This is a genomic window from Chitinophaga sp. SVR4-12A (assembly GCF_056754765.1).
Genome location: NZ_JBPGWP010000001.1, coordinates 4,226,590 through 4,249,373, shown reverse-complemented (window position 1 = coordinate 4,249,373; position 22,784 = coordinate 4,226,590). Strand labels below are relative to the sequence as shown.

The following is a 22,784-nucleotide window of genomic DNA, read 5'->3' as shown; positions in this document are numbered from 1 at the left end:
AATTCTTACAATTCGTGTTTAGTTAAACTGCAGCTCTTTCATGAGCTGTTGGTGATCTCCTGAAGCAATTACACGCACATGCGTGTCATTTAGCGCCGGGTGTTCTGTAGCGTCTTCCTTTTTGGTGTTAGGTATCCTGTATACCTCTTTAAAACCGGTGAATACTACGTTGATTTTCTTTTCCGGGGCTTTCACATCCTTGAATTCGCGCATGATCTCCAAAACATCATGATCTATGTACGCGGTTTTGCTGGCGTCTATTACCACGGAGCTGTTCTCAGGCATGTGGTCCAGTGTCAGCAGTATGCTGGCCTTGTTAAGGAAGGATACTTCCTGCGCCAGCTCCAGGCGGATAGTATCGCCGCTGTGATATTGCTCTTTGCGGAAGAAGTAAGGGCTTTTCATGTTACCCCTCAGGATAAACACCACGCTTACCGCCATACCCAGTGCAATACCTATCAGCAGGTCGGTAAATACGATGGCTACTACGGTTACCAGGAAGGGGATCCACTGGTATTTACCATTGCTGAACATTTCCTTGAAGATAGAAACCTTACACAGTTTGTAACCGGTTACCAGCAGCACAGCAGCCAGGGTAGCCAGCGGAATTTGGTTCAGCAGTGCGGGTATCATCGCGGTACAGAGCAGTAACAGGGCGCCATGGGTGATGGTAGCAAGCCTGGTGCGGCCGCCGGCGTTAATGTTGGCGGAAGAACGCACAATTACCGAGGTAATGGGCAGACCGCCAATCAGGCCGCTGATCATATTACCAATACCTTGGGCACGCAGTTCGCGATTGGGAGAGACGTTGCGTCTCAGCGGATCCAGCTTTTCGGTGGCTTCCACATTCAGCAGGGTTTCTACAGAAGCCACAATGGCGATGGTGCCTGCTACCACCCATACTTCCTTGTTGGTAATAGCACTGAAGTTGGGCATTGTGAACTGCCCAATGAAATCCCCAAAGCTTTCTGCCACAGGCAGGCTTACGAGGTGGCTCTGAGCCAGGGCCAGGCTGCTGTCCATATTCACGAACAGGATATTCAGCAGCGCGCCGGTTATAACGGCCACAAGGGGGGCCGGTACAGCGTTCAGTTTAGGTATTTTGCTCCAATACAGAATGATCAGTATAGAGATCAATGTAATGAGCGTAGCGCCCAGATGGATGTGGTTAAGAGTAGAAAGTAAAGCGGTAAAGCTGTTGTCACCGTCTACCTGGATGAATGTGAAGTCGCCTTCAGAGTTTTTATCGTACCCAAAGGCATGCGGTATCTGTTTTAAGATAATAATGATACCGATAGCGGTAAGCATCCCCTTGATCACATTAGAAGGGAAATAGTTGGCAACGGTACCCGCTTTTATGAGACCCAGCAGCAGCTGTATAACGCCGCCGATCATTACTGCCAGCAAGAACACATCAAAGGCGCCCAATTTTGTGATAGCGGTCAGCACTACGGCGGTAAGGCCTGCTGCCGGACCACTCACGCTTAGCTGAGAGCCACTTAAGGAGCCTATTACCAGGCCACCGAGGATACCGGAGATCATACCGGCAAATAAAGGCGCTCCGGAAGCCAGGGCAATACCCAGGCACAGCGGAACTGCTATCAGGAAAACTACTAACCCGGCAGAAAGATCTCCTTTCAGGTTCGAGAATAAAGACGTTTGCTTGCTCATAATCCAAAGGATTTAAGTCTGTTAAGAGATGTTCACAGGACTTATCCGGCGTTCCATGGGACAGTAAATACGGGTATGCAGCAGCATACGGTATTTCCGCGGAACAGCAGAATAACTCAATCGGGAAACGATAGATGGAAAAGGAAATAAATGTTACAGGATGCGTAACATTAAAACAGAGATGTGCTTAACAGTTGGGTGGGGGAGCATGTATTTCACGGGCCGGGCCGCTGGGAATGTCCTCAAACAGCTGGTACTGTACAATATTCAGGTACAGTGCCGGGGCAAATTTAAGGGTGGCATCGTCGTGATTATAATATTTGAGCTCTTTGGCCAGTTTTACCGTATCACCGCCGCAGCCATCGACGGGGTGCTCTTCAACGATCTGGTTATTAAACAGCAACTTACCCATCTCCTTTATCGGGAGAAGTTGTGTGCCCATGAGCACCAGGAGTAATATGCTGATAATCTTCCTCATTGTCGGTTGACCCGGCAACAAAAGTAATTAACCAAGTTTGTACTTTGAAAATACGATAATTAAAAAAATGTTAAAAGGAATTTGACGAAATCTCATCCCTTTATAGCGCCGCTCATCACAATATCATCCCGTCAATTTTTGGCTACGAAATAGCTAGATCAGCCACTATGGCCTATTTACAAAATTTTTCTGGTAATGTTCTAAACAAGTTATTTTGCCTTCCATGGTATTATGTATTGCATAGTAGTAAATTTTACCTATTTTTGTATTGTAAAGTTAAAAAGCTCACTTGCCATGAACATAGATAACACACAATCACAGATGCGGAAGGGGGTGCTGGAATTTTGCATCCTCTCCATCATCAAGCAAGGAGAAGCTTATCCTTCAGACATTATTGAAAAAATGAAAGAGGCGAAGCTGGACATCCTGGAGGGCACTCTGTATCCCTTACTAACACGCTTGAAGAATGCGGAACTGCTTACTTATCGTTGGGTAGAAAGTAGTTCCGGGCCACCGCGCAAGTATTTTACCCTGACCGAGAAAGGCGACACTTTTTACAAGGAACTGGAAACAACCTGGAACGAGCTGGCCAATGCGGTCCATCAGTTAACACAAACCAACAACTCCATCCAAGATCTATAAACCTAAACCAGAAAGAAACAGCCCCCGCTGTTGAAAATCAAAACCGTACGTAAGATGAAAAAGATTATTAACATAAACCTCGCCAGCCGCCTGATACCCATAGAGGATAGTGCCTATGAGATATTAAGGCAATACCTGGAAAGTTTGAAGCGATATTTCGCCAGGGAGGCCGGGGCCGATGAGATCGTCAGCGATATAGAAAGCCGCGTTGCCGAGCTGTTCCAGGAGAAGCTGAAAAAGGGCGCTCATTGTATTACGGATGAAGATGTGGAGGCTATCAAGGCTTCCATGGGTACGCCTGAGCAGTTTGAAGAGACTGTAAGCACCGAAAATGCGCAGTCGGGACAGGCCCAGCAGCAGGAAGCGCTCACCGGCCGTCCGCGTAAACGCCTGTACCGCGACCCTGAGAATAAGGTATTGGGCGGTGTATGTAGCGGTCTGGGCGCTTATCTCAATGTAGACCCTGTTGTATTCCGTATCATATTTGCCCTGCTGGCCATTGGCGGTTTCGGTTCCGGCATACTTGTTTATTTCATCCTTTGGATTGCCACCCCTGAAGCCAACACCGCTGCAGAAAAGCTGGAAATGAGAGGAGAAAGAGTAGACCTTAACAATATCCGCGCTACTGTTCAGGACGAGATCAATTCATTGAAAGGACAGTTCAGGAATGTAGGGGAGGATGTGCGAAATTTTTCGCAGGGCCGCGGAAGGCAGGTCGGTAGTGATATTGAGCGGTTCTTCCGCCGTTTCATCATCGGTTTAGGAAAAGTGCTGTTGTTCGTTACGAAGGGATTCCTTGTTTTCCTTGCGATAGTAATACTGATTTGCCTGCTGGTGGTAGGTGGTCTGCTTGCTACGTTTTCCGCGGCCCTTTTCCCGCTTAAAAGTCTGTTGCTGGCCAGTCCTGTACAGAGTGTGTTGTTCTGGCCAGCTGTCATCCTCGTAATAGGTATTCCTGTTGTGGCGTTGGTCATATTCCTGGTACGCAAGCTCACTGGGGTAAAGCAAACCAGCCCTTACGTAGGATATACGCTTACCATTCTCTGGGTAATCGGCGTTATATGCGGGATCTCGCTGGCCGTTTCCGTGGGCAAAGACTTCAGGACAAGCTATCGTGAAAAGAGCTACTATGCTCTGCAGCAGCCGAGTAACGGAAAGCTGATCATTAAGCGATTAGAGGACGTGGTTGAGATGGATGAGATTCATCTTTTTGGCGGGGGAGTAAGAGTGACGGAGGATACGGCTATCATTAACAACATCCGGGTGGATATAGAAAAAAGCACTACAGACAGCTTTCAGGTGGAGGTGATCCGCAGCTCAGCTGGCAGAACGGTGGCCCAGGCGAAAGGGCTCGCTAATGAGATACAGTTCCAGCTGAACCAGCAGGACTCCCTGCTCTACCTGCCCGCAGGGCTCAGCATACCCCGGGACTCCCGTTTTCGCGACCAGCAGGTTACTATTGTAGTGAAGGTGCCGGTTGGTAAACATATAGATGTTGACCGGGAAGCTTACCGTCGTTTCCATTTCGGCCGCGGATGGAAAGGCGACTGGTGGGACGAATGGGACGACGAATGGGATCATGATGGCCCGGTAGAGCTGAAAATGACGATAGACGGCCTGGATAATATAAGCATCGAGAAAATACACAAGGATACAAACCGCGATCATGAAGGTACACGCCCGGCAAACGACTCGCTGCGAGATAACTACCGCTACCGCCAGGAGGACAAACAGGAGAAGAGCGATACCCCTTCCAATAAAAAGGAAGCGGCTACAATAAGCGCGGATGCCTCGGCTACCGCCCAGGTGAATACCCCGGCTATAGAAAGCGCTTCTATGATCCTTTACAGCGTTTACAACATGTTAAAATAAGTTTTCAATCATCAACAATAAGTTCAATAGTTAACGAGATGAAATGAATACCACGGTCTCCACCGTGGTTTTTCTTTTTTCCGGATTCGATCATTACCCTGACCTTTAATTGTATAGCTTTGCATTTTCAAACTTTCGATGACAAGGATAAGGAATGCAGGCAACGATTAAGGCATCTATAAATATTGCGCTGGTAGGAAATCCGAATAGTGGAAAAAGCTCGCTCTTTAATGCATTAACGGGTTTAAATCAGAAGGTTAGTAATTTCCCCGGGGTAACTGTTGACAAAAAAACCGGAACCAGCGGCATCTCAGCTGCATTACATGCCAATATTATAGATCTCCCCGGCACCTACAGCCTGTATCCTAAAAGCGCTGACGAGTTTGTGACCTACGACGTGCTGGTGAACCCCAAAGGGGACGACCGGCCGGACATGATCCTCATCATAGCCGATGCCTCCAACCTGAAACGCAACCTGCTCTTTTGTTCCCAGATCATAGACCTGAAGATACCGGTGATCATTGCCCTCACCATGATGGACATTGCCCGTAAAAAAGGTGTGGAAATTGACCTTGCGGGGCTGGAAAGGGAACTGGGAGTACCGGTAGTGGCCATCAACCCCCGCAAGAACAAAGGTATTTCTGAATTAAAGAAGAATATTGACCTCGTTGCCCGGGAGAATTTCCGGCTGCCCGCCCGCGATTTTGTGGACAGCCACGCCATGGCGCCGGAGGTGGTAGACGAGATCAAGAAACATGTTCAGGTTCGCAGCGACTATGCGGCCCTGCATATAGCTGTGAACAGTAATGAACTGCATTTCCTGAACGGCGGACAAAAGCTGGCCGTTAAAAATATACTGCAGGAACACCGTTTCAATAAAACCAAGGTACAGGCAGAAGAGATTATGCAGCGGTATGCCCGCATCAAGCATATCATGAAAGCGGCGGTTGTGGAAGCAGATCCGCTGGAAAAGCAGCTGCAGACCGAAAAGCTGGATAATATCCTGCTGCACCGCTTCTGGGGATATGTGATATTGCTGGTAGTGCTGTTTCTGCTATTTCAAAGCATTTTCTGGCTGGCCTCTTACCCGATGGATGGTATAGAAGCGGCCTTCGGAGCCCTGAGTGGCTGGCTGAGCGATGTGCTGCCTGACAATAAGCTGAGCGACATACTGATTAACGGGATACTGGCTGGTATCAGCGGGATCGCTGTTTTCATACCGCAGATCATGATCCTGTTCGGATTGATTACGGTATTGGAAGATACCGGCTATATGGCCCGGATCAGCTTTTTAACAGACCGGCTGATGCGGCAGGTTGGATTGAATGGTAAATCCGTCATGCCGCTGATCAGTGGGGTGGCTTGTGCGGTGCCGGCTATTATGGCCACGCGCAGCATTGAGAACCGGAAAGAAAGACTGATCACTATACTGGTAACCCCGCTGATGAGCTGTTCGGCGCGGCTGCCTATCTATACTGTTATGATTGCCCTGGTAGTGCCTGACCATAAGGTGCTGGGCTTTTTAAGCCTCCAGGGATTGGTGATGATGGGCCTTTATCTGCTGGGTTTCTTTATGGCCCTGGTTATCTCCGCCATCCTGAAGTGGTTTGTGGCCATCAGGGAAAAAAGCTATTTCATCATGGAATTGCCCGTTTACCGGGCGCCCCGCTGGAAGAATGTTGGTACCACCATGCTGGAGAAGGCTAAGATATTTGTGATGGATGCGGGCAAGGTGATCATGGTGATCTCCATCATTCTCTGGTTCCTCGCTTCTTATGGGCCCAGCGGCAGGATGGAGCCCGTACATGCCAAATATGAACAACTGATGGCCGCTAATCCAGGTCAAAAGGAAGAACTGGATAAAGCCTATCAATCAGAAAAACTGGCTAACTCTTATGCTGGTATCCTGGGGCATAGCATAGAACCGGTAATCCGCCCGCTGGGTTTTGACTGGAAGATCGGTATCGCCCTTATTACCTCCTTTGCCGCAAGGGAAGTTTTTGTAGGCACGATGGCCACCCTCTATAGCGTAGGAGAAAGCCCGGAAGATAATGACGCTACCCTGCGCGAGAAAATGTCTGCCGCAGTGCGGGTAGACGGCAGTCCGGTATACACCATGGCCACCGGTTTTTCCCTGATGTTGTTCTATGCCTTTGCCATGCAGTGCATGAGTACCCTGGCCATTGTAAAAAGGGAAACAAAATCCTGGAAAATGCCCGCCATACAACTGGTGTATATGACCGCTCTCGCATATATCTGCAGTTTTATAGCCTTTCAGCTTCTGAAATAATATAGTCGGGATAGTAGCGATTCGTTAAATTCGTAATTCACAATCCGAATTATATGAAGAGGCTATATCTTGCCAGCATTTGTCTGTTGACCGTAGTAAGTGCCGCTGCCCAACAACGCGGTATAGATTCCCTGCAATTAATAAAAGACATCCGCACACTCAGCGCCAACAAGTTCGAGGGCCGTAGAACCGGCACCAAAGGAAACCGGCTGGCGCAGTTCTATATACTGGACCGGTTCAAGCAGGCCGGCCTGCAGGCATTTCATGGCACTTATGAATACCCTTTTTATTTCATGGAGGGAGAGAAGCGTATAATGGGCACTAACCTTTACGGATATATTCCCGGCAAGACCGAAGATGTGATTGTGATCACCGGACATTATGACCACCTCGGCATCCGGCAGCGGGAGGGCCAGACAGATAGTATTTATAACGGTGCAGATGATAACGCATCCGGTTCGGCCGCTTTGCTCTCGCTGATTAAATACTATCAGCAGCACCCACCGAAGCATACGCTGATATTTGCGGCGCTGGACGGGGAGGAAGAAGGCCTGCAGGGCGCCAAAGCGTTTCTGCAGCAGCCTCCGGTACCTTTAGAGCGCATCAGGCTTAATATTAACATGGATATGGTAAGCCGTAATGAAAAGGGGGAATTGTATGTATGTGGCACCAATCTTTACCCGGCGCTGAAACAGTATGTAAGCAGGGTGGCAGACAGCAGCGCGCTTAAAGTGCTGATGGGGCATGACAAACCGGAAGAGGGCAGCAATGACTGGACCAACCAGAGCGACCATTATGAGTTTCATAGAAAAGGCATACCCTTCCTGTATTTTGGGGTAGAGGACCATGCAGATTATCACCGGGCGAGTGATGAGTTTGAACGGATAGATCCGCGGTTTTATTACCAGGCAGTGCAAACGGTAAAAACAGCGATAGATGTTGCAGATGGCATGTCGGCCGGGGAACAGATGCGGTCAAAGGTGCTCTATAAACAATAGGTTGTTTTATTATAATGATGAAGGGCTGATCAAAGTAATATTGACCAGCCCTTCATCATTTATAGCAAACTGTTTATCTGAGTTTGATCCTTGTTTCTATCATGCCTTTGAAGCGTTTATCGGGCATCGGGTTGTTCAACATCAGCTTGCGAAGGCTTTCTGTTGCGGGAGCTTTGCGTCCCAGTTCAGCATCTGTGATGCCCAGCTGCTTAAGCGCCCTGCGCAGGTAAATCTCGCTGGTGCTGCCCCAGTCCTTTGAATAATCCTCGTATTCTTCATCAGCAGATACAGGCGCGTCTGTGGGAAACATGCCATGGAAATAATCACCTTGCCCTTGTGAATTCTTGGACCAAAGGGATACTGCGTACATGTCGTATCCGGCAACGTTGATAGCAACAAAACCTACTGGTTTGCCGTAGGTGGTATCGCCTACCAGCTTAACATCCATATAAGGTTTCAGAACATTGATCAACAACTCGCTGGCAGAGGCAGTAGAGCCTGTGCCAATGAAAACTACATTGTGGATGTCCAGGTTTCCCTCCTTTTCGAAATAGAAGCTGGGGTTGTTCACCCAGTCGTCAAACACCTGTCCCCATGTATAATTGGCGCCTGGCACTTTTTTGTTACCAAGGAATCTGCTGTATTGATGGCCCGTAAGGGAGGCATTGAAGTACTCTTTATACATGAGGGTTTTATTACTGGTGCCTACGGAAGCAGGAGCTATCAGGTTGGCCAGGTATTGTGCTGTTTCCACTGAGCCACCCCCATTGTAACGGAGATCTACCACCAGGTCGGTAATACCTGTGCCGAAGCTTGTGAACGCCGCATTAATGTTTGCTTTGACCTTATCCAGGGAAATGAACTGGTTAAACACCAGGTATCCGATCTTTTTACCGCCCAGGTTGATCACGCTGCTGTATAACACCGGGTTAATGTTATACTGGGCCGTATTCAATGTAAGGGTCGTTGTGGTATTATCGGGTTTTTTGAAAGTGATGCTAACATTATTACTGTTATAAATGGCTTGTACGATCCTTTGCACGTTGGGGCCGTTGCTGCCGTCATATTGTACATTGGAATTACCGTTGATCGCCGTGATCTGCCAGGTACGACGCACACCTGCATTATAGGCCGGAGAGTTAGCATATACGTAAATGATGCGCAGGTCTGTAGCGGTGTTATAGTCGATCTCCAGCCCAAAATCGCCGGCAATACCCTCGCCGATTTCGCCTGCTACAGTGCCATCGTCCAGGAAACTATAGTGATCCAGGTTATTGCCGTTATCTTTTTTGTAGGACTTCAACGCGGTGAACATGGTGTTCGCGTTGCTGTAGCTATTAGGCTTGAAAGTAGCCGAATCAGGTATCACATCATTCCATAAATATTCATCCTTAAAAATAAAGTACATGGAATCCTTGGAGGAGACGGCTACGCCATCACCGCCATCCGTAGCGGGTTTTACGGGCTCGCCATGATCCTTTTTACAGGCGCCCAGCACAAACAGGGATATTACAGCAATCCACGCTGTTTTACGACAGATAGTAAACATAATAGACGGTTTAAAGACGCTAAATTTAACTATAAATAAACGTTTTCGTTCTTAAAATACGTGTATCCGACACCAAAAGTTATATGGCATGGGCAGATAGCTGGATCGTGTCGGCAAACCGGGCTAAGTTGTCTGCCGGTCAGGGACTTGTGTTGACCTCTTCCAGCTCGCGGGCTACTTTTTTGTTCCATTCCAGCTGGGCCGATATGACGGTGCCATGACGCGTTTCCCCGTCAAAATCCTCCTGCCGGCGGTTCATTTCCCTGAAAGATTCCAGGTATTCGTACTGGATCATGCTGTCGAAGTCCTCTTTGGTAAGGGGTAATTCCCGTACTTTATTCATAAAGCGCCTGGCAACCAGGTAGGTGATGTCAAAGTGCAGCTGCTCATGGGCCAGGCTGTAACTGTCCATATTACCCGGCCTGACCCAGGAGGCGCTCCTGATAAAGAAAACCTGCAGATGCAGGGTAATTTGCAGGGTATCTTTCCGTAAAAGGCTGCTGCCCTCATAGGAAAAGCTGGTAAACGCCACTGCGGCGCTCGGCCCGCCGCGGGAAGGAGTGCCCCTGAAATCAGACCAGTTGAGCCTGCGAACAGGATAAAATAAGGTGTCCGATGCAGGATCGTCCGGACGCTTATCCATTACAAACACCACCTTTACCACAGGTGGGCTTTGCTTGTTGGCTGGCGCTCCTTTGCAGATCCCTGTAACAGATAACAGAACAGATAATATACTCCAGGCAGCGGGTAACATCGTCAGGAATTCACGGCTAAAGGTAAGATAAAGGATTTTCCGTGGTACGCCCAAAAAATCGTAATTTACGATTAACCAAAACAATCTCGCTATGTACGGTGGCGGATACATATTCGACGAACCCAATAAAAAGCAATTGCGGGATGAGCAATTGCATGACGACCCTGAAAAACTGGCCGCCTTCGAAGATCGTATTACCCGGGGAGAAAAGATTGAGCCCGGCGACTGGATGCCTGCAGAGTATCGCCGGCAGCTGATACGGTTAATAGAACAGCATGCACATTCTGAAGTGATCGGGGCTTTGCCGGAAGGCACCTGGATCACCCGTGCACCCGGGTTTAAGCGCAAGCTGGCCCTTATCGCCAAAGTACAGGATGAAGTAGGGCATGGGCAGCTACTCTATAACGCCGCGGAAACCCTTGGGAAAAGCAGGGAAGCCATGATCAATGACCTGCTGAGTGGTAAATCCAAGTATTCGAACGTTTTCAATTATCCAGCCATGACCTGGGCAGATGTAACGGTGATTGGCTTTTTGATAGACGCTGCTGCCATCGTGAACCAGGTTGCCAATTCAAAGGGCTCTTATGGTCCCTATTGCCGGGCGTTGGAACGCATTTGCTATGAAGAAAGCTTTCACCTGAAGCAGGGGCATGACGCATTGCTGGAACTGGCTACCGGTACTCCTATGCAGAAAGCGATGTTGCAGGATGCGTTGAACCGCTGGTGGCAACCCATCATGCATTTCTTTGGTCCTCCTGACAAGGTGTCGAGCCATTCCGAAAAGCTGATGCAGTGGAAAGTGAAAATGGCCAGCAACGATGATATGCGTAACCAGTTTCTTGACACTTATGTGCCCAAGATCTGGGAACTGGGCCTTAGCCTGCCAGATCCGCTGCTGCATAAAAACACGGAGACCGGCCGTTGGGAATATACAGACCCCGACTGGGACCTGTTCTTTAAAGTGATCAACGGCGACGGCCCTTGTAATAAAGAAAGACTGCAGGTACGTAAATGGGCTGAGGCCGAAGGCCGCTGGGTAAGAAAGGCCCTGATGAACGTTTCTGAAAGAAAGGCAATGCCGGTAGCGTAAACTAATGCTAAAAGCTCACAATGAACAACCAATCATTTGACCCCCGCGTGAACCGGTTAACACTGGGAACTGCGGACGAAACGATAAAAGTGGAAGAAGGTGAAAACTGGAACATTTACGAAGTATTTCACCAGGAAAAAAGAGGCGCGCATCACGAGCATGTAGGTTGTGTACATGCACCGGACCCACAAATGGCGCTGGTATTTGCAAAAGAACAGTTTGGCAGGCGTAAGAAATGCGTCAACCTATGGGTAGTGCGCAGTGCGGATATTCTTGCGTTTGATCTGGAAGATGAAGACATGTTTGCCAACAACCAGGAGAAAACGTATAGGGATGCCAGTGGGTTCAAGGTAATGGAAAAGATCAATAAGGTAAAAGGCAGTAAAGCACCATGATGAAAAACGCAATAGCAGAACTGATCACCAAAATGGCCGATGATGAACTGATCCTGGGCCACCGCAATTCAGAATGGACCGGCCTGGGGCCTGTCATGGAAGAGGATATTGCTTTTTCTTCCATGGCGCAGGACAAGATAGGCCATGCCTGGGCATTATACCGTATACTGCAGGAGCAGCTAAACGGAGAGGATCCTGACCAATTTGCATTTATGCGGGAGGAGAAAGATTTTAAATGTTGTCACCTGGTGGAGTTGCCCATCGGCACCTATGATTTTAGCCTGATGCGGCATTTCCTGTTTGACCACGCGGAGGCGGTACGGTACGATAGTCTGCAGCAGAGCAGCTTTGAACCCCTGCAACAGCTGAGCAGGAAACTAAAGGGAGAGCTTAAATACCATACTTTGCATGCCGATGCCTGGATATTACAGCTCTGTAAAGCAGGAGGAGAGAGCTACGAACGTATGCAGGCCGCCCTGGAAGAGTGTTTCCCGCTGGCCGCGGGCATTTTTGAGCCCGGCCCTGCCGAACAGGAGCTTATAGACGGCGTTATCTACCCGGGAGAGCGGGAGCTGTATGAAAGATGGCTGAACAGTATCTACCCGGTGCTGGTAAAAGCCTCACTGAATATGCCTGATCCAGCGATGGTAAAGCCACAATATGGTGGCCGCAATGGGAAACACACGCCACATCTGCAGCCTTTGTTGCAGGAAATGGGTGAAGTATTCCGTTTAGACCCCAGCGCTCGCTGGTAATAAATACATCATGACTGCTGAAGATACCATAGCAAATGTTTACAACGCGCTGGCGCAGGTAATGGATCCGGAAATACCGGTATTGAACGTGCTGGACCTGGGCATGATCACGGATGTAGCTGTACTTGATAACACAGTAGAGATAAAAATGATCCCCACATTTGCTGCCTGCCCTGCCGTAAGCTTCATACAGGAGCGGATCAGGGAAATCGTGGGCCGCGAAACCAACCTGCCGGTTAAAGTAAGTATTGATAAAGAGGTGCACTGGCACAGCAATCGATTATCTGATGCCGCTAAAGAGAAGCTTCGCAATTTTGGTATTGCAGCGCCCCAGATACATGAAGGAGAGTTGCATGCGGAAATCATGCTGAACACACCCTGCCCACATTGCAGTAGTAAGAACACCTACCTGCGTTCCCCCTTTGGTTCCACGCTTTGCCGCGCCATCCATTATTGCAAAGACTGCGGGATGGTGTTCGAGCAATTCAAGCCTGTGCAGTAAAATTCCGGATAAACTTGTTATGAGGAATTTATATATTAGCTCTATAAAAGCTGCGCATGAAGATTGGCTTGTATTTCGGGTCCTTTAATCCTATACACACCGGGCACCTTATAATTGCTAACTATGTAGCCTATAATACGGATCTTGATAAGGTATGGCTGGTAGTATCCCCACAAAATCCCCTGAAGCCTTCTTCCTCTTTACTTAATGAGCATCACCGCTTTCACCTGGCAGAGCTGGCTGTACAGGGAGAGCCCAGACTGAGGGCCAGTAATATCGAATTTTCGCTACCGCGGCCATCTTTTACAATCGATACCCTCACTTACCTGTCTGAGAAGTTTCCCACGCAGGAATTTACAGTGATCATGGGCAGCGACAGTTTTCAGAACATACAACGCTGGAAGAATTACGAGCAGATAGTAAAACACTACCCTATCTATATCTACAAGCGGCCAGGACACGAGGTAAAAGATACCTACGGGGCCAAAGTGGAGATACTGGACGCCCCTTTACTGGAAATATCCTCCACCAATATCCGGAAATGGATACAGGAAGGTAAATCCATCCGCTACCTGGTACCGGATAACGTAGGAGCTTATATACAGCAGAATAATTACTACAGATAACTGTTGTCCCGGTCACTGATTAAGGAGCTTTTTCTGTTTTTACCACCTTCACCTGCCGTTTTCTGGAGAGGAATTCGTTGGAATAGATCTGCACCAGGAGGATAAACATTGAGATAAGGAGGGGGCCAAAGATGAGCCCAATAAAGCCGAAGAGGCTGACGCCTACGATAACGCCAAACACGGTAATGAGCGGGTGCACGTCGCCAATCTTTTTGGCCAGCAGGAAGCGGAATATGTTATCAGACGAGCCCACTACGGCAAAACCGTAGATCAAAACCCCCACTCCGTTCCAGGTATGGCCGTCTGCAATCAGGAAGATGCCCATGGGTACGTACACTGCCGCTGCCCCGATAATAGGCAGCATAGCGGTAAAACAGGTCACCACAAACCAGAAAACAGGTTGCGGCACTTTAAAGATAAAGTAGCCGATCAGGGCCACAACGCCCTGGATAACGGCAATAAGGGGAATACCGATGCCATTGGAGACTACCATCTTTTTCAGTTCGCTGCCCAGACGGACCACATTTTCATCCCTTAAAGGAATATAGTCGGCAAGCCCCGCTTCCATTTCGCGGGCACAGGTGAGCATAAAATACAGCACAAAGTACATGATCGCTATTGCGGTAAGTGTATTGAAAGTGGCGCCCAGGAAAGTGGGGAGGAAGTTGGTAAGGTTTTCCTGGATGCGCTGCAGACCGGTTTCAGAGAGGAAGTTAATACCAGTAGCCTCCTGCAATCGTTGGTTGACCGTCTCAAAGCCCTGGATCAGCGCAGACGAATGGCTGATGGCATAACTTACTTTAGCAGTCAGCATATTTATAAGCAGGCCAAAGGGCAGCAGGATAATAATAAAGGAAAGGATCATCAGTGTGGCGGCCGCCACACTTTTTTTCCACTTGCGCTCTTCTACAAGCTTCAGCATCCATTTGCGACACAAAATGTAGAGCGTTACCGCACCCAGACAGCCGGGGAAAAGGCCGTATAGCTCCGAAAAGAGCAGTACGCCCCAGAGCACTATGATCAGCAGGAAGAAGATCTGTTTCAGGCGTTCATTGTCGATGTAGCTCATATACAGTATATGGTGAAGGTCTCGCTCAAACCTACATGATTTTCCACGAATAGCAAAAAGCGGTATTTTTGAAAGGGAATAGCGAATTGTGGAATAATGTTTGTACCCGGTAAATTACCCTGATTAAAAAATCAATGTTTCATTTAAAAAATAATAACCATGAGTAACAGTTCAAAAGCCGTTGTTTCTTTCATTGTTGGCGCCGCTGTAGGGGTGGCCGTTGGTTACTTTCTGAATTCAGACAAAAAAGATGAGCTGGTAGAGAAGTTAAAATACCAGTCAGATAAGCTGAAAGATCGCTTCAGGAAGAAAAAGGAGCATTTTGAGGATGCCATTGAAAACGAACTGGCATAACCCCCTTCGCACTAAATTCATTTGCATGGAAGAAAATTTCAGCAATTATTTTAACCAAACCGGGAAAGTGGCCAGGGAATACCTGGAAACCCGGATGGACCTCATCAAGCTCCAGGCAGCAGGAAAGCTATCAAAGGCTTTGGGACTATTCTTTTCCATCATGATGGCTTTCCTGTTGTTCTTTTTTGTGGTTGTCTTCCTGGGCATGGTGGTAGGCTTCTGGATCGGCGAAATGACCGGTAGTTATACCATCGGCTTCTCTTGCGCAGCGGGGCTTTTTATTGTACTGCTGGCAATTCTCCTGATATTCCGTAAAAGCCTTATCCAACGACCCCTGGCTAATATGCTCGTAGCAGAGATGCTCGACGGAATGGTAGACGAGCCGGAGGAAGAAGAGGAGCATGAGCCCGAGCATGAACCGGTGGCATAGATAAGTTCCTAAAAAATTCCTTTTTTAATGATTAAATGACTACACCATGCAAAAGGTGAAGAAGATCACCAATTTTGAAACACTGGAGCTGGAAGTTGCGCGGTTGAAGAAACGCAGCCGCAAACTGGAAATGGACCTGGCAGGCCGGGTAGACTTTTTTAAGGATAACTATGGGAAGATGGCCTTTAACTCCGTGGTACCCGGGCTGGGCAAGCATAAAGGAACTTTTGGGCTGGTCTCACGCATAGCCGGAATTGCCTGGCAAAGCGGGAAGTTCAAAACATTTGCCACAGGGGCTTTAATGACCGTACTTGAATTTGTTGGCGTACGCCTTGGCATCAACCTCTTCCACAAATACCAGCAACACCGGAGAAAAAGAGAACACGTAAAAAAGCAGAACGTGCAGCTACTTCCGGTTCACAGGAGGAATATTAATATATCCGGCACCGTTAGCCCCACACTTTAGTGCCCTCGCTACAGTTAGCACAAATATCTATATTCTTACGGCCTTCCATGATTTGGGTACGGAAACGGACATACTGTTCATTAAACCACAGTTCGCGGAAAGATTGCTGTTTCAGATCTCCCAGTTTATGCTGTGCATCCTTATCAAAACAGCAGGGCGCCACCAGCCCATCCCACGTGATTACCGGGGAATGCCACAAACGCCAGCAATGATTGCCTAATTTATTCTTAATGCTATAAGTGCCATCTTCATTACGGTGATAGCGGCTGTATTTGTCAATGGTAGGAATAAGGCGGTTGCCCTCTTCATAATCATATACCTGGGCGGTCTTGAAGCGAACTTCATCCACACCGATCTCTTTAGCCAGTTGCTTAATGTCCTCAATCTGGTGCTCGTTTGGCTTTACCACCAGGAACTGAAAGAACACAAAGGGCTTTTTTGAGTTCAGTTCCTTCTTCCACTTCACGATGTTCTTTGCGCCCTGAATTACCTTTTCGAGATGACCGCCTACCCGGTATTGGGTATATACATCCTGCGTGGTTCCATCGATCGATATGATCAGCCTGTCCAGACCGCTTTCCACTGTTTTACGGGCATTGGCATCTGTAAGGTAGTGTGCATTGGTAGAGGTCGCGGTATAAAGGCCTTTTTCACCGGCATATTTTACCATGTCCAGAAAGCCCGGATTCAGGTAGGGCTCGCCCTGGAAATAGAATATAAGATACAGCAGGTCTTTAGAGATCTCGTCGATGGTCTTCCGGAAAAAGTCCTGCTGCAGCATGCCGGTAGGGCGCGTAAAAGCGCGGAGGCCGCTGGGGCATTCGGGACAGCGCAGGTTGCAGGAGGTAGTGGGCTCAAAAGAGATGGAGATAGGATAACCCCATTGAACCGGCTTGCCGCTCCATTTACTTATAAAATAGCTGGCCAGTACTTTGCCTGCGTTCCACCCCCGGCGAAGGGTGAACTTGGAGAGAAGGTTCAAGGTGTCGTTCAGGTTAAAATCTGGCATTGATCAGGTACTTTGTGTGTAAAATTAAGACAACTATAGATGTAATAGTAAAAAATATTACGCTATACTTGTAGCTGCTAAAGTTGTAAGTTATTAGTTGTCAGTTGTCAGCGATTGAAGCTGCTTATAACCAATAACTGATACCTGCAACTGTCAACTAACTAACTTAATGAGGAAGAAAAAACCGGGACGTTTATTGCTTGTACTTATGGTGATGGTGACCGCGGCTGCGGCGGCGTGGATATGGTGGCAGCAGCGGCAGGAAGCGCTGAACTTTGTTCGATACGAGGAATTCGGAATTGATATGCCGGTGAATTATTCTATCCATGGTATAGATGTGTCGAAATTCCAGCGGGAAATAAACTGGGAGGCGGTGAAACAGATGCAGGTGGAGAAAATACGTATATCCTTTACCTTTATTAAAGCCACAGAGGGCATCACCCGGCAGGATGCGGCCTTCAAACGCAACTGGCAAAAGGCCGGAAAAGCAGGGCTGGTGCGTGGCGCCTATCACTTCTTTTATTCTACCCGCGATCCTATCAAACAGGCGATCAATTTCCGCAATGTAGTGCAACTGGAGTCTGGCGATCTGCCACCGGTGCTGGATATAGAAATGCATAATAATCAACCTGCCGCTGTGATCAGGGGCACGGCAAAGATCTGGCTGGAAGAGATGGAGAAAGCTTACGGGGTAAAGCCCATTATCTATACCAACCTGAAGTTCTATAATACCTACCTGGGAGATGAGTTTAATGAGTATCCGCTATGGATTGCCCATTACTACCAGAAAGAACGGCCCCGGGTGAACCGGGAGTGGCTTTTCTGGCAGCACAGTGATATAGGCAGGGTGAACGGTATAAAAACAATTGTAGACTTTAATGTATTCAGGGGCGACAGTGCGGCGTTAATGAAATTGTGCCTGCCCTAGGCGGTAACCATTTAATAAGCCCGTTTATGCAACCCGAAGAAGAACAGAAAGACCCTTTTAACTCGGTGATGGTGCAGTTCTTTGTGAAGATTGTGCGCACGATGTTCCTGGGGTTTTTCTGGATGCTGATAAATGTATTCCTCGGGCTTTTCCTGGGGATGGGTGTGCCGGACGAATCAACGACCGGCCGCATGATATTCTTTTACTCCTGGCTGGTGCTTACCCTTGCTGCCTACCTTTATGTGGTATGGCGATGGTGGAGGAAGAAATTGCCGCCGCCATGAAACTACTTCCGGTTACCTAATTCCATCGTCCATAATTTTTCGTATCGGCCTACACCCATTTCGGTAAAGTGCGGGTCCATCATATTCATGCAGTGCTTGGGACTGGAGAGCCAGCCCAACACGGCCGCCTGCTCTTCTGTAAAACCTTTAGCGATGTTCTCCCCATACCGGAGCCAGTGGTAGCCGGCGGCATCCAGGCGCTCACCCGGGTTAGATCCGTTGGGAGCAATATGCTCAAAATACTTTTGCTCGGACATGTCTTTACTATGCAGCCAGGCTGCTTTTTCCAGGGTGCCGTTCCAGCTTACAGAAGGTACGGGAGGCATTTTGGTATCACCGCAGTTACAACCGCGGCTGCGCAGGCCGTTCACCAGGCGCAGCAGGGCAGTACGGTCTACCTTGTTTTCGGGGAAAGAGTCAGTTACAGGGGCCGTAGTATCGGTCACAACGGGAGTTACAGTTGTGTCTTTAGTACAGCAGATAAAGCAAAGGATCACGCACGGGAGTGCCGTAAATCTGAAAATGCCGGTCATTATTACCAGTTAAGTTGTAAAGGATTAAATGAACACCGGTTTGAGATAGAATTGGGTTAAAATTCGGTTGAGTTGTTCAGAGGCAGGGTTAAAATCGGAAGAACCAAAGATAGTACGGCAGAACGAAAATTGCGCAGGTTTTTTGTAAAGCGGATGTTAATGGAAACATCAAAGGCTGCCATAGCATGTGGCAGCCTTTGATATTCAATAGATAACTCATTTACTTTCTTTCTCCAGGTCCCGGTATTTCCTGATCCGGTCGTGTGAGAGCCTGAGCTCTCCGTGCTGCCGGGTGATCACATCCAGGATATCACCGGGAATCTCAATTTCATTGTTAAGGGCCATGTTGTATACCCGTAATGTTACATCTTCGCCGTATTCACAGGATGCCAGCACGCTGGAATCGCTGTTGGTGAAATCGGCTTTCAGGTCCATCCAGGTGCGATACAGATCGCCAGCCATGCTGGTATCAGGCTCTTCCTTTCCGCCGCCTGTTTTTATGAACCTGTTGAGCTCAAAAGCATATTCCCTGCTTTGATCTGCCATAGACTGGAAAATATGCTGCAAGCCCGGATCATCTACTTCTGTAACGGCATTATCATACCCCGCCGATCGGTCGTTATTGACACGTACAAGGTCTTGCAGGGTATTGATAAGATCTGTGTGCATGATCATAATAAAAGAATTTTAAGGTTTGCATACCTACAGTAAGGATGGCTGCAAATATGCTACCTGAATACTTTTAATGATCCTTTTTGCTTCTTCTTTCGACTTCCCGGTCCTTTGTTGTAAGCAGGCGATCAGTTCCTGTTCTTTACCATAGGTCACTTCGAGGTCTTCGTCGGATAGCTGGGGGTAGCGCTGCCTCAAAACTTTTTTGAGCACCCACCAGTCACGTAACTGCATTTTCATAAACAATCCAAAATTTAAGGGTGATTGATGAACGGGGGAACGAAAAAGCATATTCAATTTTTGTGCCCGCTCTTCCGGCTTGACAATCAAGGCCCAAGAGTACACTGCAATCGAGTGTCAGCCTGTTTGACCAATCGTTTCCTCTCCCTGTTTGGGGAAATGGGGGAGTACAGGTTGTGGAATTCCCGCGTCACAATACACGCTTTATCCACTGCCAGCCTGGCTTAGAGCACTGGAACAAACTTTGTAAAGTATAATTCAACGCGTATGATCGCCCAAAAAGGAGCAATATGCCTAGTCAACATAAAAAAACATCCAGCGATAAGAAGGGGACCGGGGAAACGAAGGTAGACAAGAAGAAAAAGCCTGCCGAAATATTAAAGACCCGAAAAGCCAGCAACTTTACAAACCCATTGCGGGCTGACCTGTCTGAAAAGCCGGAGAAAGAAAATAAAACAGTGCGGGAGAATAAGAGTGATAGGGATGAACATCAAACTTAACGACTCACCATATCGATTACTTGAAACTCTCGTCAACATTAACATTAACCATTATGTAATTCAGGGAACAGTGTTTAGTCATAGTTCTTCTTTAATGTTGTGGTGTATAGCAGGCCGTCCCATTCCTGGGATGGTTTTCTTTTTTAAGGGGGTTCCTAACTACTGTGATCTGCAATGATCTTCCAGGCGCCGTTCACCTTCCTGATCAGCAGGGTAAAATGTCCCTGCAGATCGCCCATACTGCGCTGCAGATAGAATTTACCAACCAGAAAATAAATGTCAGGGGCTAACTGTTTAAATTCCAACAGCTTAAATTGCAGCTGACCCATCGCAGCGGTATCGGGATACGACTTTTTATAGCGGTCGAGTGTAGCCTGCCAGCCGTAGGTAATCCCGTTTTTACCAATGAAGAGCAGCGAATCTGACTGCCAGTAGGTATCCATAAATGCACGGATGTTCCCCTGGTTCCAGGCTTCCGTTTGCTGCTGCATCAACTGGCGGATCGCATGCTCAGGAGATTGCTGAGCCCGGGCTGCAAATCTTGGTGCGGCCAACATAAGCGCCAAAAGGGTAGTATACAGGAGGAAACGCATGTGGAAATTTTAGCAAAAGTTAAATAGTTTTTAGCTGTGAGGCAAATTTGATTATACTACCTTTGCAAACAACATAAAAAAAGGAAGCTTTATCAATAATTAAAATCAATAGCTTATGCCTGGATATGAACTATTTGGTGCTGAAGAAAGAAAAGAAGTGAATGACGTATTGGAAACCGGGATTTTCATGCGTTATGGCTTTGACGGCCCCCGTAAAGGCGTCTGGAAAGCCCGGGAACTGGAAGAAGCCATCAGCAGCAAACTGAACGTACCCTACACACAGCTTACCTCCAGCGGCACTACCGCCCTTACTACGGCACTGGCAGCCCTGGGTGTAGGCGCAGGCGACGAAGTGATCATGCCTACCTTCACTTTTGTGGCCAGCTTTGAAAGTATATTCTCCGTGGGAGCTACTCCCGTACTGGTTGATATAGACGATACCCTTACCCTGGATCCCCGGGCAGTGGAAGCCGCCATTACCCCCCGTACAAAGGTGGTAATGCCGGTTCACATGTGCGGCGCCATGGCAGACCTGGATGCACTGAAAGCTATCTGCGAAAAACACAACCTGATATTGCTGGAAGACGCCTGCCAGTCGTTCGGCGCCAGCTATAAAGGCAAAGCCCTGGGCACCATCGGGCATGCCGGCGCATTTTCATTCGACTTTGTAAAGACCATCACCTGTGCCGAAGGCGGCGCAGTGGTTACCAACGACAAGGACCTGTATATCAAGTGCGACGCTTACTCTGACCACGGGCACGACCATCTGGGCGTTGACCGCGGAGCGGATAAGCACCCCTTCATGGGTTATAATTTCCGTATCTCTGAGCTGCATGCAGCTGTGGGGCTGGCCCAGATACGCAAGCTGGACCACTTCCTGGCCATCCAGCGCAATACCAAAAAGATCTTTAAGGATGCCCTGGCGGCCATACCGGAAGTGAGCTTCCGTCGCCTGCCCGATCCGGAGGGCGATAGCGCTACCTTCCTGGGCTTTTTCCTCCCGGAAGAGAACCAGGCACGGGCTGCTGCTGCCGCTATGAAGGCTGCAGGGTTAGCAGCTTTTTACTGGTATGACAATAACTGGCATTATATCCGCAACTGGGAGCACTTTAAGCAAAGCGCTACCCTGAATCATTTTGCACCTGGTTTACAGCAGGCAATGGAGCTTTACAAGATCAGGCAGTTCCCTGTATCAGACGCGATCATGAACCGCTGCATCTGTACACCGATCAACCTCGCCTGGAGTGAGCAGGAAGTGAAGGAAAGAGCTGAAAAGCTGGTGAACGGGGTTAAGAGCGTGTTATAAGCACAGAACAACAACATTATGAAGAAGATAGCCTTAATACCTGCCCGTTACGGAGCCACCCGTTTCCCGGGAAAACTCATGGCCAAGCTGGGGGGTAAATCCGTGATACTCCGTACTTATGAGTCTACGGTAAATACCGGCGTGTTTGATGAAGTAATAGTGGTTTGTGATAGTGATATCATTTACCAGGAAATTGTTCAGAATGGTGGAAAGGCCGTGATGAGCCAGAAAGAGCATGAATGCGGCACGGATCGTATCGCAGAAGCGGTAGCGGATATGGATGTGGACATCGTAGTGAATGTGCAGGGCGACGAGCCCTTTACCCAGAAAGCTCCCCTGGAGAAATTGCTCGGGGTGTTTGAGGGAGAGGCTGGTAAACAGGTGCAGGTAGCCTCCCTGATGCAGGAGCTGAAAGACTGGAAATCGATAGAAGACCCTAACTACGTTAAGGTGGCAGTGGATAAGCAGTTCAATGCTTTATTCTTTTCCCGTTCCGTAATACCTTATCCCCGTAACAAAGAGGCGAGCAGTATTTACTACGAACATATTGGCATCTATGCCTTTCGCAAACAGACATTGCTGGAGTTTACCCGGCTGCCTGTAAGCCCGCTGGAGAATGCAGAGAAAATAGAATGTCTGCGTTACCTGGAGAACGGTATTCCCATGAAAATGGTGGTAACGGAATATATGGGCGTGGAAATAGATACTCCCGAAGATCTTCAGAAAGCAGCGCAGCTGCTCTAACTAACAATGAAGCATTAATCATTAATAATTCAAG

At 48.3% G+C, this 22,784-nt stretch carries 27 protein-coding genes; 17 read left to right on the top strand and 10 right to left on the bottom strand.

Annotation, left to right across the window (positions count from 1 at the left end):
* Positions 1–18: 18 nt before the first annotated feature.
* Both ACR9Y8_RS17475 and ACR9Y8_RS17470 read right to left on the bottom strand, forming a co-directional pair.
* Positions 19–1,671: a SulP family inorganic anion transporter gene (locus tag ACR9Y8_RS17475; protein ID WP_481214531.1), complete on the bottom strand. Its 1,653-nt coding sequence runs from the start codon at positions 1,669–1,671 to the stop codon at positions 19–21.
* A 187-nt stretch (positions 1,672–1,858) separates the two neighbouring features.
* Positions 1,859–2,149: a hypothetical protein gene (locus ACR9Y8_RS17470; RefSeq protein WP_481214530.1), complete on the bottom strand. Its 291-nt coding sequence runs from the start codon at positions 2,147–2,149 to the stop codon at positions 1,859–1,861.
* 294 nt (positions 2,150–2,443) lie between these two features.
* Here ACR9Y8_RS17470 and ACR9Y8_RS17465 point away from each other — a divergent pair, with 294 nt between their 5' ends.
* The 4 genes from ACR9Y8_RS17465 to ACR9Y8_RS17450 all read left to right on the top strand — a co-directional run bounded on the left by ACR9Y8_RS17465 (position 2,444) and on the right by ACR9Y8_RS17450 (position 7,951).
* A complete protein-coding gene (locus ACR9Y8_RS17465; protein WP_481214529.1) occupies positions 2,444–2,791 on the top strand; it encodes a PadR family transcriptional regulator in 348 nt (115 codons plus the stop codon).
* 54 nt (positions 2,792–2,845) lie between these two features.
* Positions 2,846–4,663 (top strand): PspC domain-containing protein, encoded by a 1,818-nt coding sequence (locus tag ACR9Y8_RS17460; RefSeq protein WP_481214528.1) that lies wholly within the window; start codon positions 2,846–2,848, stop codon positions 4,661–4,663.
* Positions 4,664–4,817: 154 nt separating this feature from the next.
* Positions 4,818–6,953 carry a ferrous iron transport protein B gene (gene feoB, locus ACR9Y8_RS17455; protein ID WP_481214527.1) on the top strand — a complete coding sequence of 712 codons (2,136 nt, stop codon included), beginning with the start codon at positions 4,818–4,820 and terminating at the stop codon, positions 6,951–6,953.
* Positions 6,954–7,006: 53 nt separating this feature from the next.
* Positions 7,007–7,951, top strand: a complete 945-nt coding sequence (locus tag ACR9Y8_RS17450; protein ID WP_481214526.1) for a M28 family peptidase — start codon at positions 7,007–7,009, stop codon at positions 7,949–7,951.
* A 73-nt stretch (positions 7,952–8,024) separates the two neighbouring features.
* Here ACR9Y8_RS17450 and ACR9Y8_RS17445 read toward each other — a convergent pair whose 3' ends face one another.
* The gene (locus ACR9Y8_RS17445) at positions 8,025–9,500 is read right to left on the bottom strand and encodes a S41 family peptidase (RefSeq protein ID WP_481214525.1); all 1,476 of its coding nucleotides are present in this window, start codon (positions 9,498–9,500) and stop codon (positions 8,025–8,027) included.
* Positions 9,501–9,639: 139 nt separating this feature from the next.
* On the bottom strand, positions 9,640–10,308 hold the full coding sequence (locus ACR9Y8_RS17440) for a DUF922 domain-containing protein (protein WP_481214524.1): 669 nt from the start codon (positions 10,306–10,308) through the stop codon (positions 9,640–9,642).
* A 37-nt stretch (positions 10,309–10,345) separates the two neighbouring features.
* Here ACR9Y8_RS17440 and paaA point away from each other — a divergent pair, with 37 nt between their 5' ends.
* From paaA to nadD, 5 genes are read left to right on the top strand one after another with little or no spacing between them, the layout of a single operon-like run.
* Positions 10,346–11,344 (top strand): 1,2-phenylacetyl-CoA epoxidase subunit PaaA, encoded by a 999-nt coding sequence (gene paaA, locus ACR9Y8_RS17435; RefSeq protein WP_481214523.1) that lies wholly within the window; start codon positions 10,346–10,348, stop codon positions 11,342–11,344.
* A 20-nt stretch (positions 11,345–11,364) separates the two neighbouring features.
* Positions 11,365–11,739, top strand: coding sequence for a hypothetical protein (locus ACR9Y8_RS17430; RefSeq protein ID WP_481214522.1), 375 nt, complete (start codon positions 11,365–11,367; stop codon positions 11,737–11,739).
* Positions 11,736–12,494, top strand: coding sequence for a 1,2-phenylacetyl-CoA epoxidase subunit PaaC (gene paaC / locus ACR9Y8_RS17425; RefSeq protein ID WP_481214521.1), 759 nt, complete (start codon positions 11,736–11,738; stop codon positions 12,492–12,494). Before ACR9Y8_RS17430 ends, paaC begins: the two co-directional genes overlap by 4 nt.
* A gap of 10 nt (positions 12,495–12,504) precedes the next feature.
* Positions 12,505–12,996 carry a 1,2-phenylacetyl-CoA epoxidase subunit PaaD gene (gene paaD / locus ACR9Y8_RS17420; protein ID WP_481214520.1) on the top strand — a complete coding sequence of 164 codons (492 nt, stop codon included), beginning with the start codon at positions 12,505–12,507 and terminating at the stop codon, positions 12,994–12,996.
* Between the two features lie 56 nt (positions 12,997–13,052).
* The gene (gene nadD / locus ACR9Y8_RS17415; protein ID WP_481214519.1) at positions 13,053–13,622 is read left to right on the top strand and encodes a nicotinate (nicotinamide) nucleotide adenylyltransferase; all 570 of its coding nucleotides are present in this window, start codon (positions 13,053–13,055) and stop codon (positions 13,620–13,622) included.
* 19 nt (positions 13,623–13,641) lie between these two features.
* On the opposite strand, the gene ACR9Y8_RS17410 is transcribed toward nadD, so the two are convergent.
* Positions 13,642–14,691 (bottom strand): AI-2E family transporter, encoded by a 1,050-nt coding sequence (locus ACR9Y8_RS17410; RefSeq protein WP_481214518.1) that lies wholly within the window; start codon positions 14,689–14,691, stop codon positions 13,642–13,644.
* Between the two features lie 159 nt (positions 14,692–14,850).
* On the opposite strand from ACR9Y8_RS17410, the gene ACR9Y8_RS17405 reads away from it, so the two are divergent.
* From ACR9Y8_RS17405 to ACR9Y8_RS17395, 3 genes are read left to right on the top strand one after another with little or no spacing between them, the layout of a single operon-like run.
* Complete coding sequence (locus ACR9Y8_RS17405) at positions 14,851–15,045, top strand: YtxH domain-containing protein (protein WP_481214517.1); 195 nt, start codon at positions 14,851–14,853, stop codon at positions 15,043–15,045.
* Between the two features lie 25 nt (positions 15,046–15,070).
* Positions 15,071–15,475 (top strand): hypothetical protein, encoded by a 405-nt coding sequence (locus ACR9Y8_RS17400; RefSeq protein WP_481214516.1) that lies wholly within the window; start codon positions 15,071–15,073, stop codon positions 15,473–15,475.
* 46 nt (positions 15,476–15,521) lie between these two features.
* Entirely contained in the window at positions 15,522–15,941 is a 420-nt protein-coding gene (locus ACR9Y8_RS17395; protein ID WP_481214515.1) for a hypothetical protein, read from the top strand.
* On the opposite strand, the gene ACR9Y8_RS17390 is transcribed toward ACR9Y8_RS17395, so the two are convergent.
* Positions 15,925–16,950 (bottom strand): SPASM domain-containing protein, encoded by a 1,026-nt coding sequence (locus ACR9Y8_RS17390; protein ID WP_481214514.1) that lies wholly within the window; start codon positions 16,948–16,950, stop codon positions 15,925–15,927. The genes ACR9Y8_RS17395 and ACR9Y8_RS17390 overlap by 17 nt on opposite strands.
* Before the next feature lie 169 nt (positions 16,951–17,119).
* On the opposite strand from ACR9Y8_RS17390, the gene ACR9Y8_RS17385 reads away from it, so the two are divergent.
* Together ACR9Y8_RS17385 and ACR9Y8_RS17380 are read left to right on the top strand one after the other, a co-directional pair.
* The gene (locus ACR9Y8_RS17385; protein ID WP_481214513.1) at positions 17,120–17,878 is read left to right on the top strand and encodes a glycoside hydrolase family 25 protein; all 759 of its coding nucleotides are present in this window, start codon (positions 17,120–17,122) and stop codon (positions 17,876–17,878) included.
* Between the two features lie 26 nt (positions 17,879–17,904).
* Positions 17,905–18,162 (top strand): hypothetical protein, encoded by a 258-nt coding sequence (locus ACR9Y8_RS17380; protein ID WP_481214512.1) that lies wholly within the window; start codon positions 17,905–17,907, stop codon positions 18,160–18,162.
* Positions 18,163–18,164: 2 nt separating this feature from the next.
* Here ACR9Y8_RS17380 and ACR9Y8_RS17375 read toward each other — a convergent pair whose 3' ends face one another.
* The 3 genes from ACR9Y8_RS17375 to ACR9Y8_RS17365 all read right to left on the bottom strand — a co-directional run bounded on the left by ACR9Y8_RS17375 (position 18,165) and on the right by ACR9Y8_RS17365 (position 19,607).
* Positions 18,165–18,608: a CAP domain-containing protein gene (locus ACR9Y8_RS17375; protein WP_481214511.1), complete on the bottom strand. Its 444-nt coding sequence runs from the start codon at positions 18,606–18,608 to the stop codon at positions 18,165–18,167.
* A gap of 303 nt (positions 18,609–18,911) precedes the next feature.
* Positions 18,912–19,370: a PA2169 family four-helix-bundle protein gene (locus ACR9Y8_RS17370; protein ID WP_481214510.1), complete on the bottom strand. Its 459-nt coding sequence runs from the start codon at positions 19,368–19,370 to the stop codon at positions 18,912–18,914.
* Positions 19,371–19,397: 27 nt separating this feature from the next.
* The gene (locus tag ACR9Y8_RS17365) at positions 19,398–19,607 is read right to left on the bottom strand and encodes a CsbD family protein (RefSeq protein ID WP_481214509.1); all 210 of its coding nucleotides are present in this window, start codon (positions 19,605–19,607) and stop codon (positions 19,398–19,400) included.
* 290 nt (positions 19,608–19,897) lie between these two features.
* On the opposite strand from ACR9Y8_RS17365, the gene ACR9Y8_RS17360 reads away from it, so the two are divergent.
* Positions 19,898–20,107: a hypothetical protein gene (locus ACR9Y8_RS17360; RefSeq protein ID WP_481214508.1), complete on the top strand. Its 210-nt coding sequence runs from the start codon at positions 19,898–19,900 to the stop codon at positions 20,105–20,107.
* 155 nt (positions 20,108–20,262) lie between these two features.
* On the opposite strand, the gene ACR9Y8_RS17355 is transcribed toward ACR9Y8_RS17360, so the two are convergent.
* Positions 20,263–20,700, bottom strand: a complete 438-nt coding sequence (locus ACR9Y8_RS17355) for a YybH family protein (RefSeq protein WP_481214507.1) — start codon at positions 20,698–20,700, stop codon at positions 20,263–20,265.
* A 115-nt stretch (positions 20,701–20,815) separates the two neighbouring features.
* Here ACR9Y8_RS17355 and ACR9Y8_RS17350 point away from each other — a divergent pair, with 115 nt between their 5' ends.
* Positions 20,816–22,006, top strand: a complete 1,191-nt coding sequence (locus ACR9Y8_RS17350) for a DegT/DnrJ/EryC1/StrS family aminotransferase (protein ID WP_481214506.1) — start codon at positions 20,816–20,818, stop codon at positions 22,004–22,006.
* Between the two features lie 18 nt (positions 22,007–22,024).
* A complete protein-coding gene (gene kdsB, locus ACR9Y8_RS17345) occupies positions 22,025–22,750 on the top strand; it encodes a 3-deoxy-manno-octulosonate cytidylyltransferase (protein WP_481214505.1) in 726 nt (241 codons plus the stop codon).
* Positions 22,751–22,784: the final 34 nt, after the last annotated feature.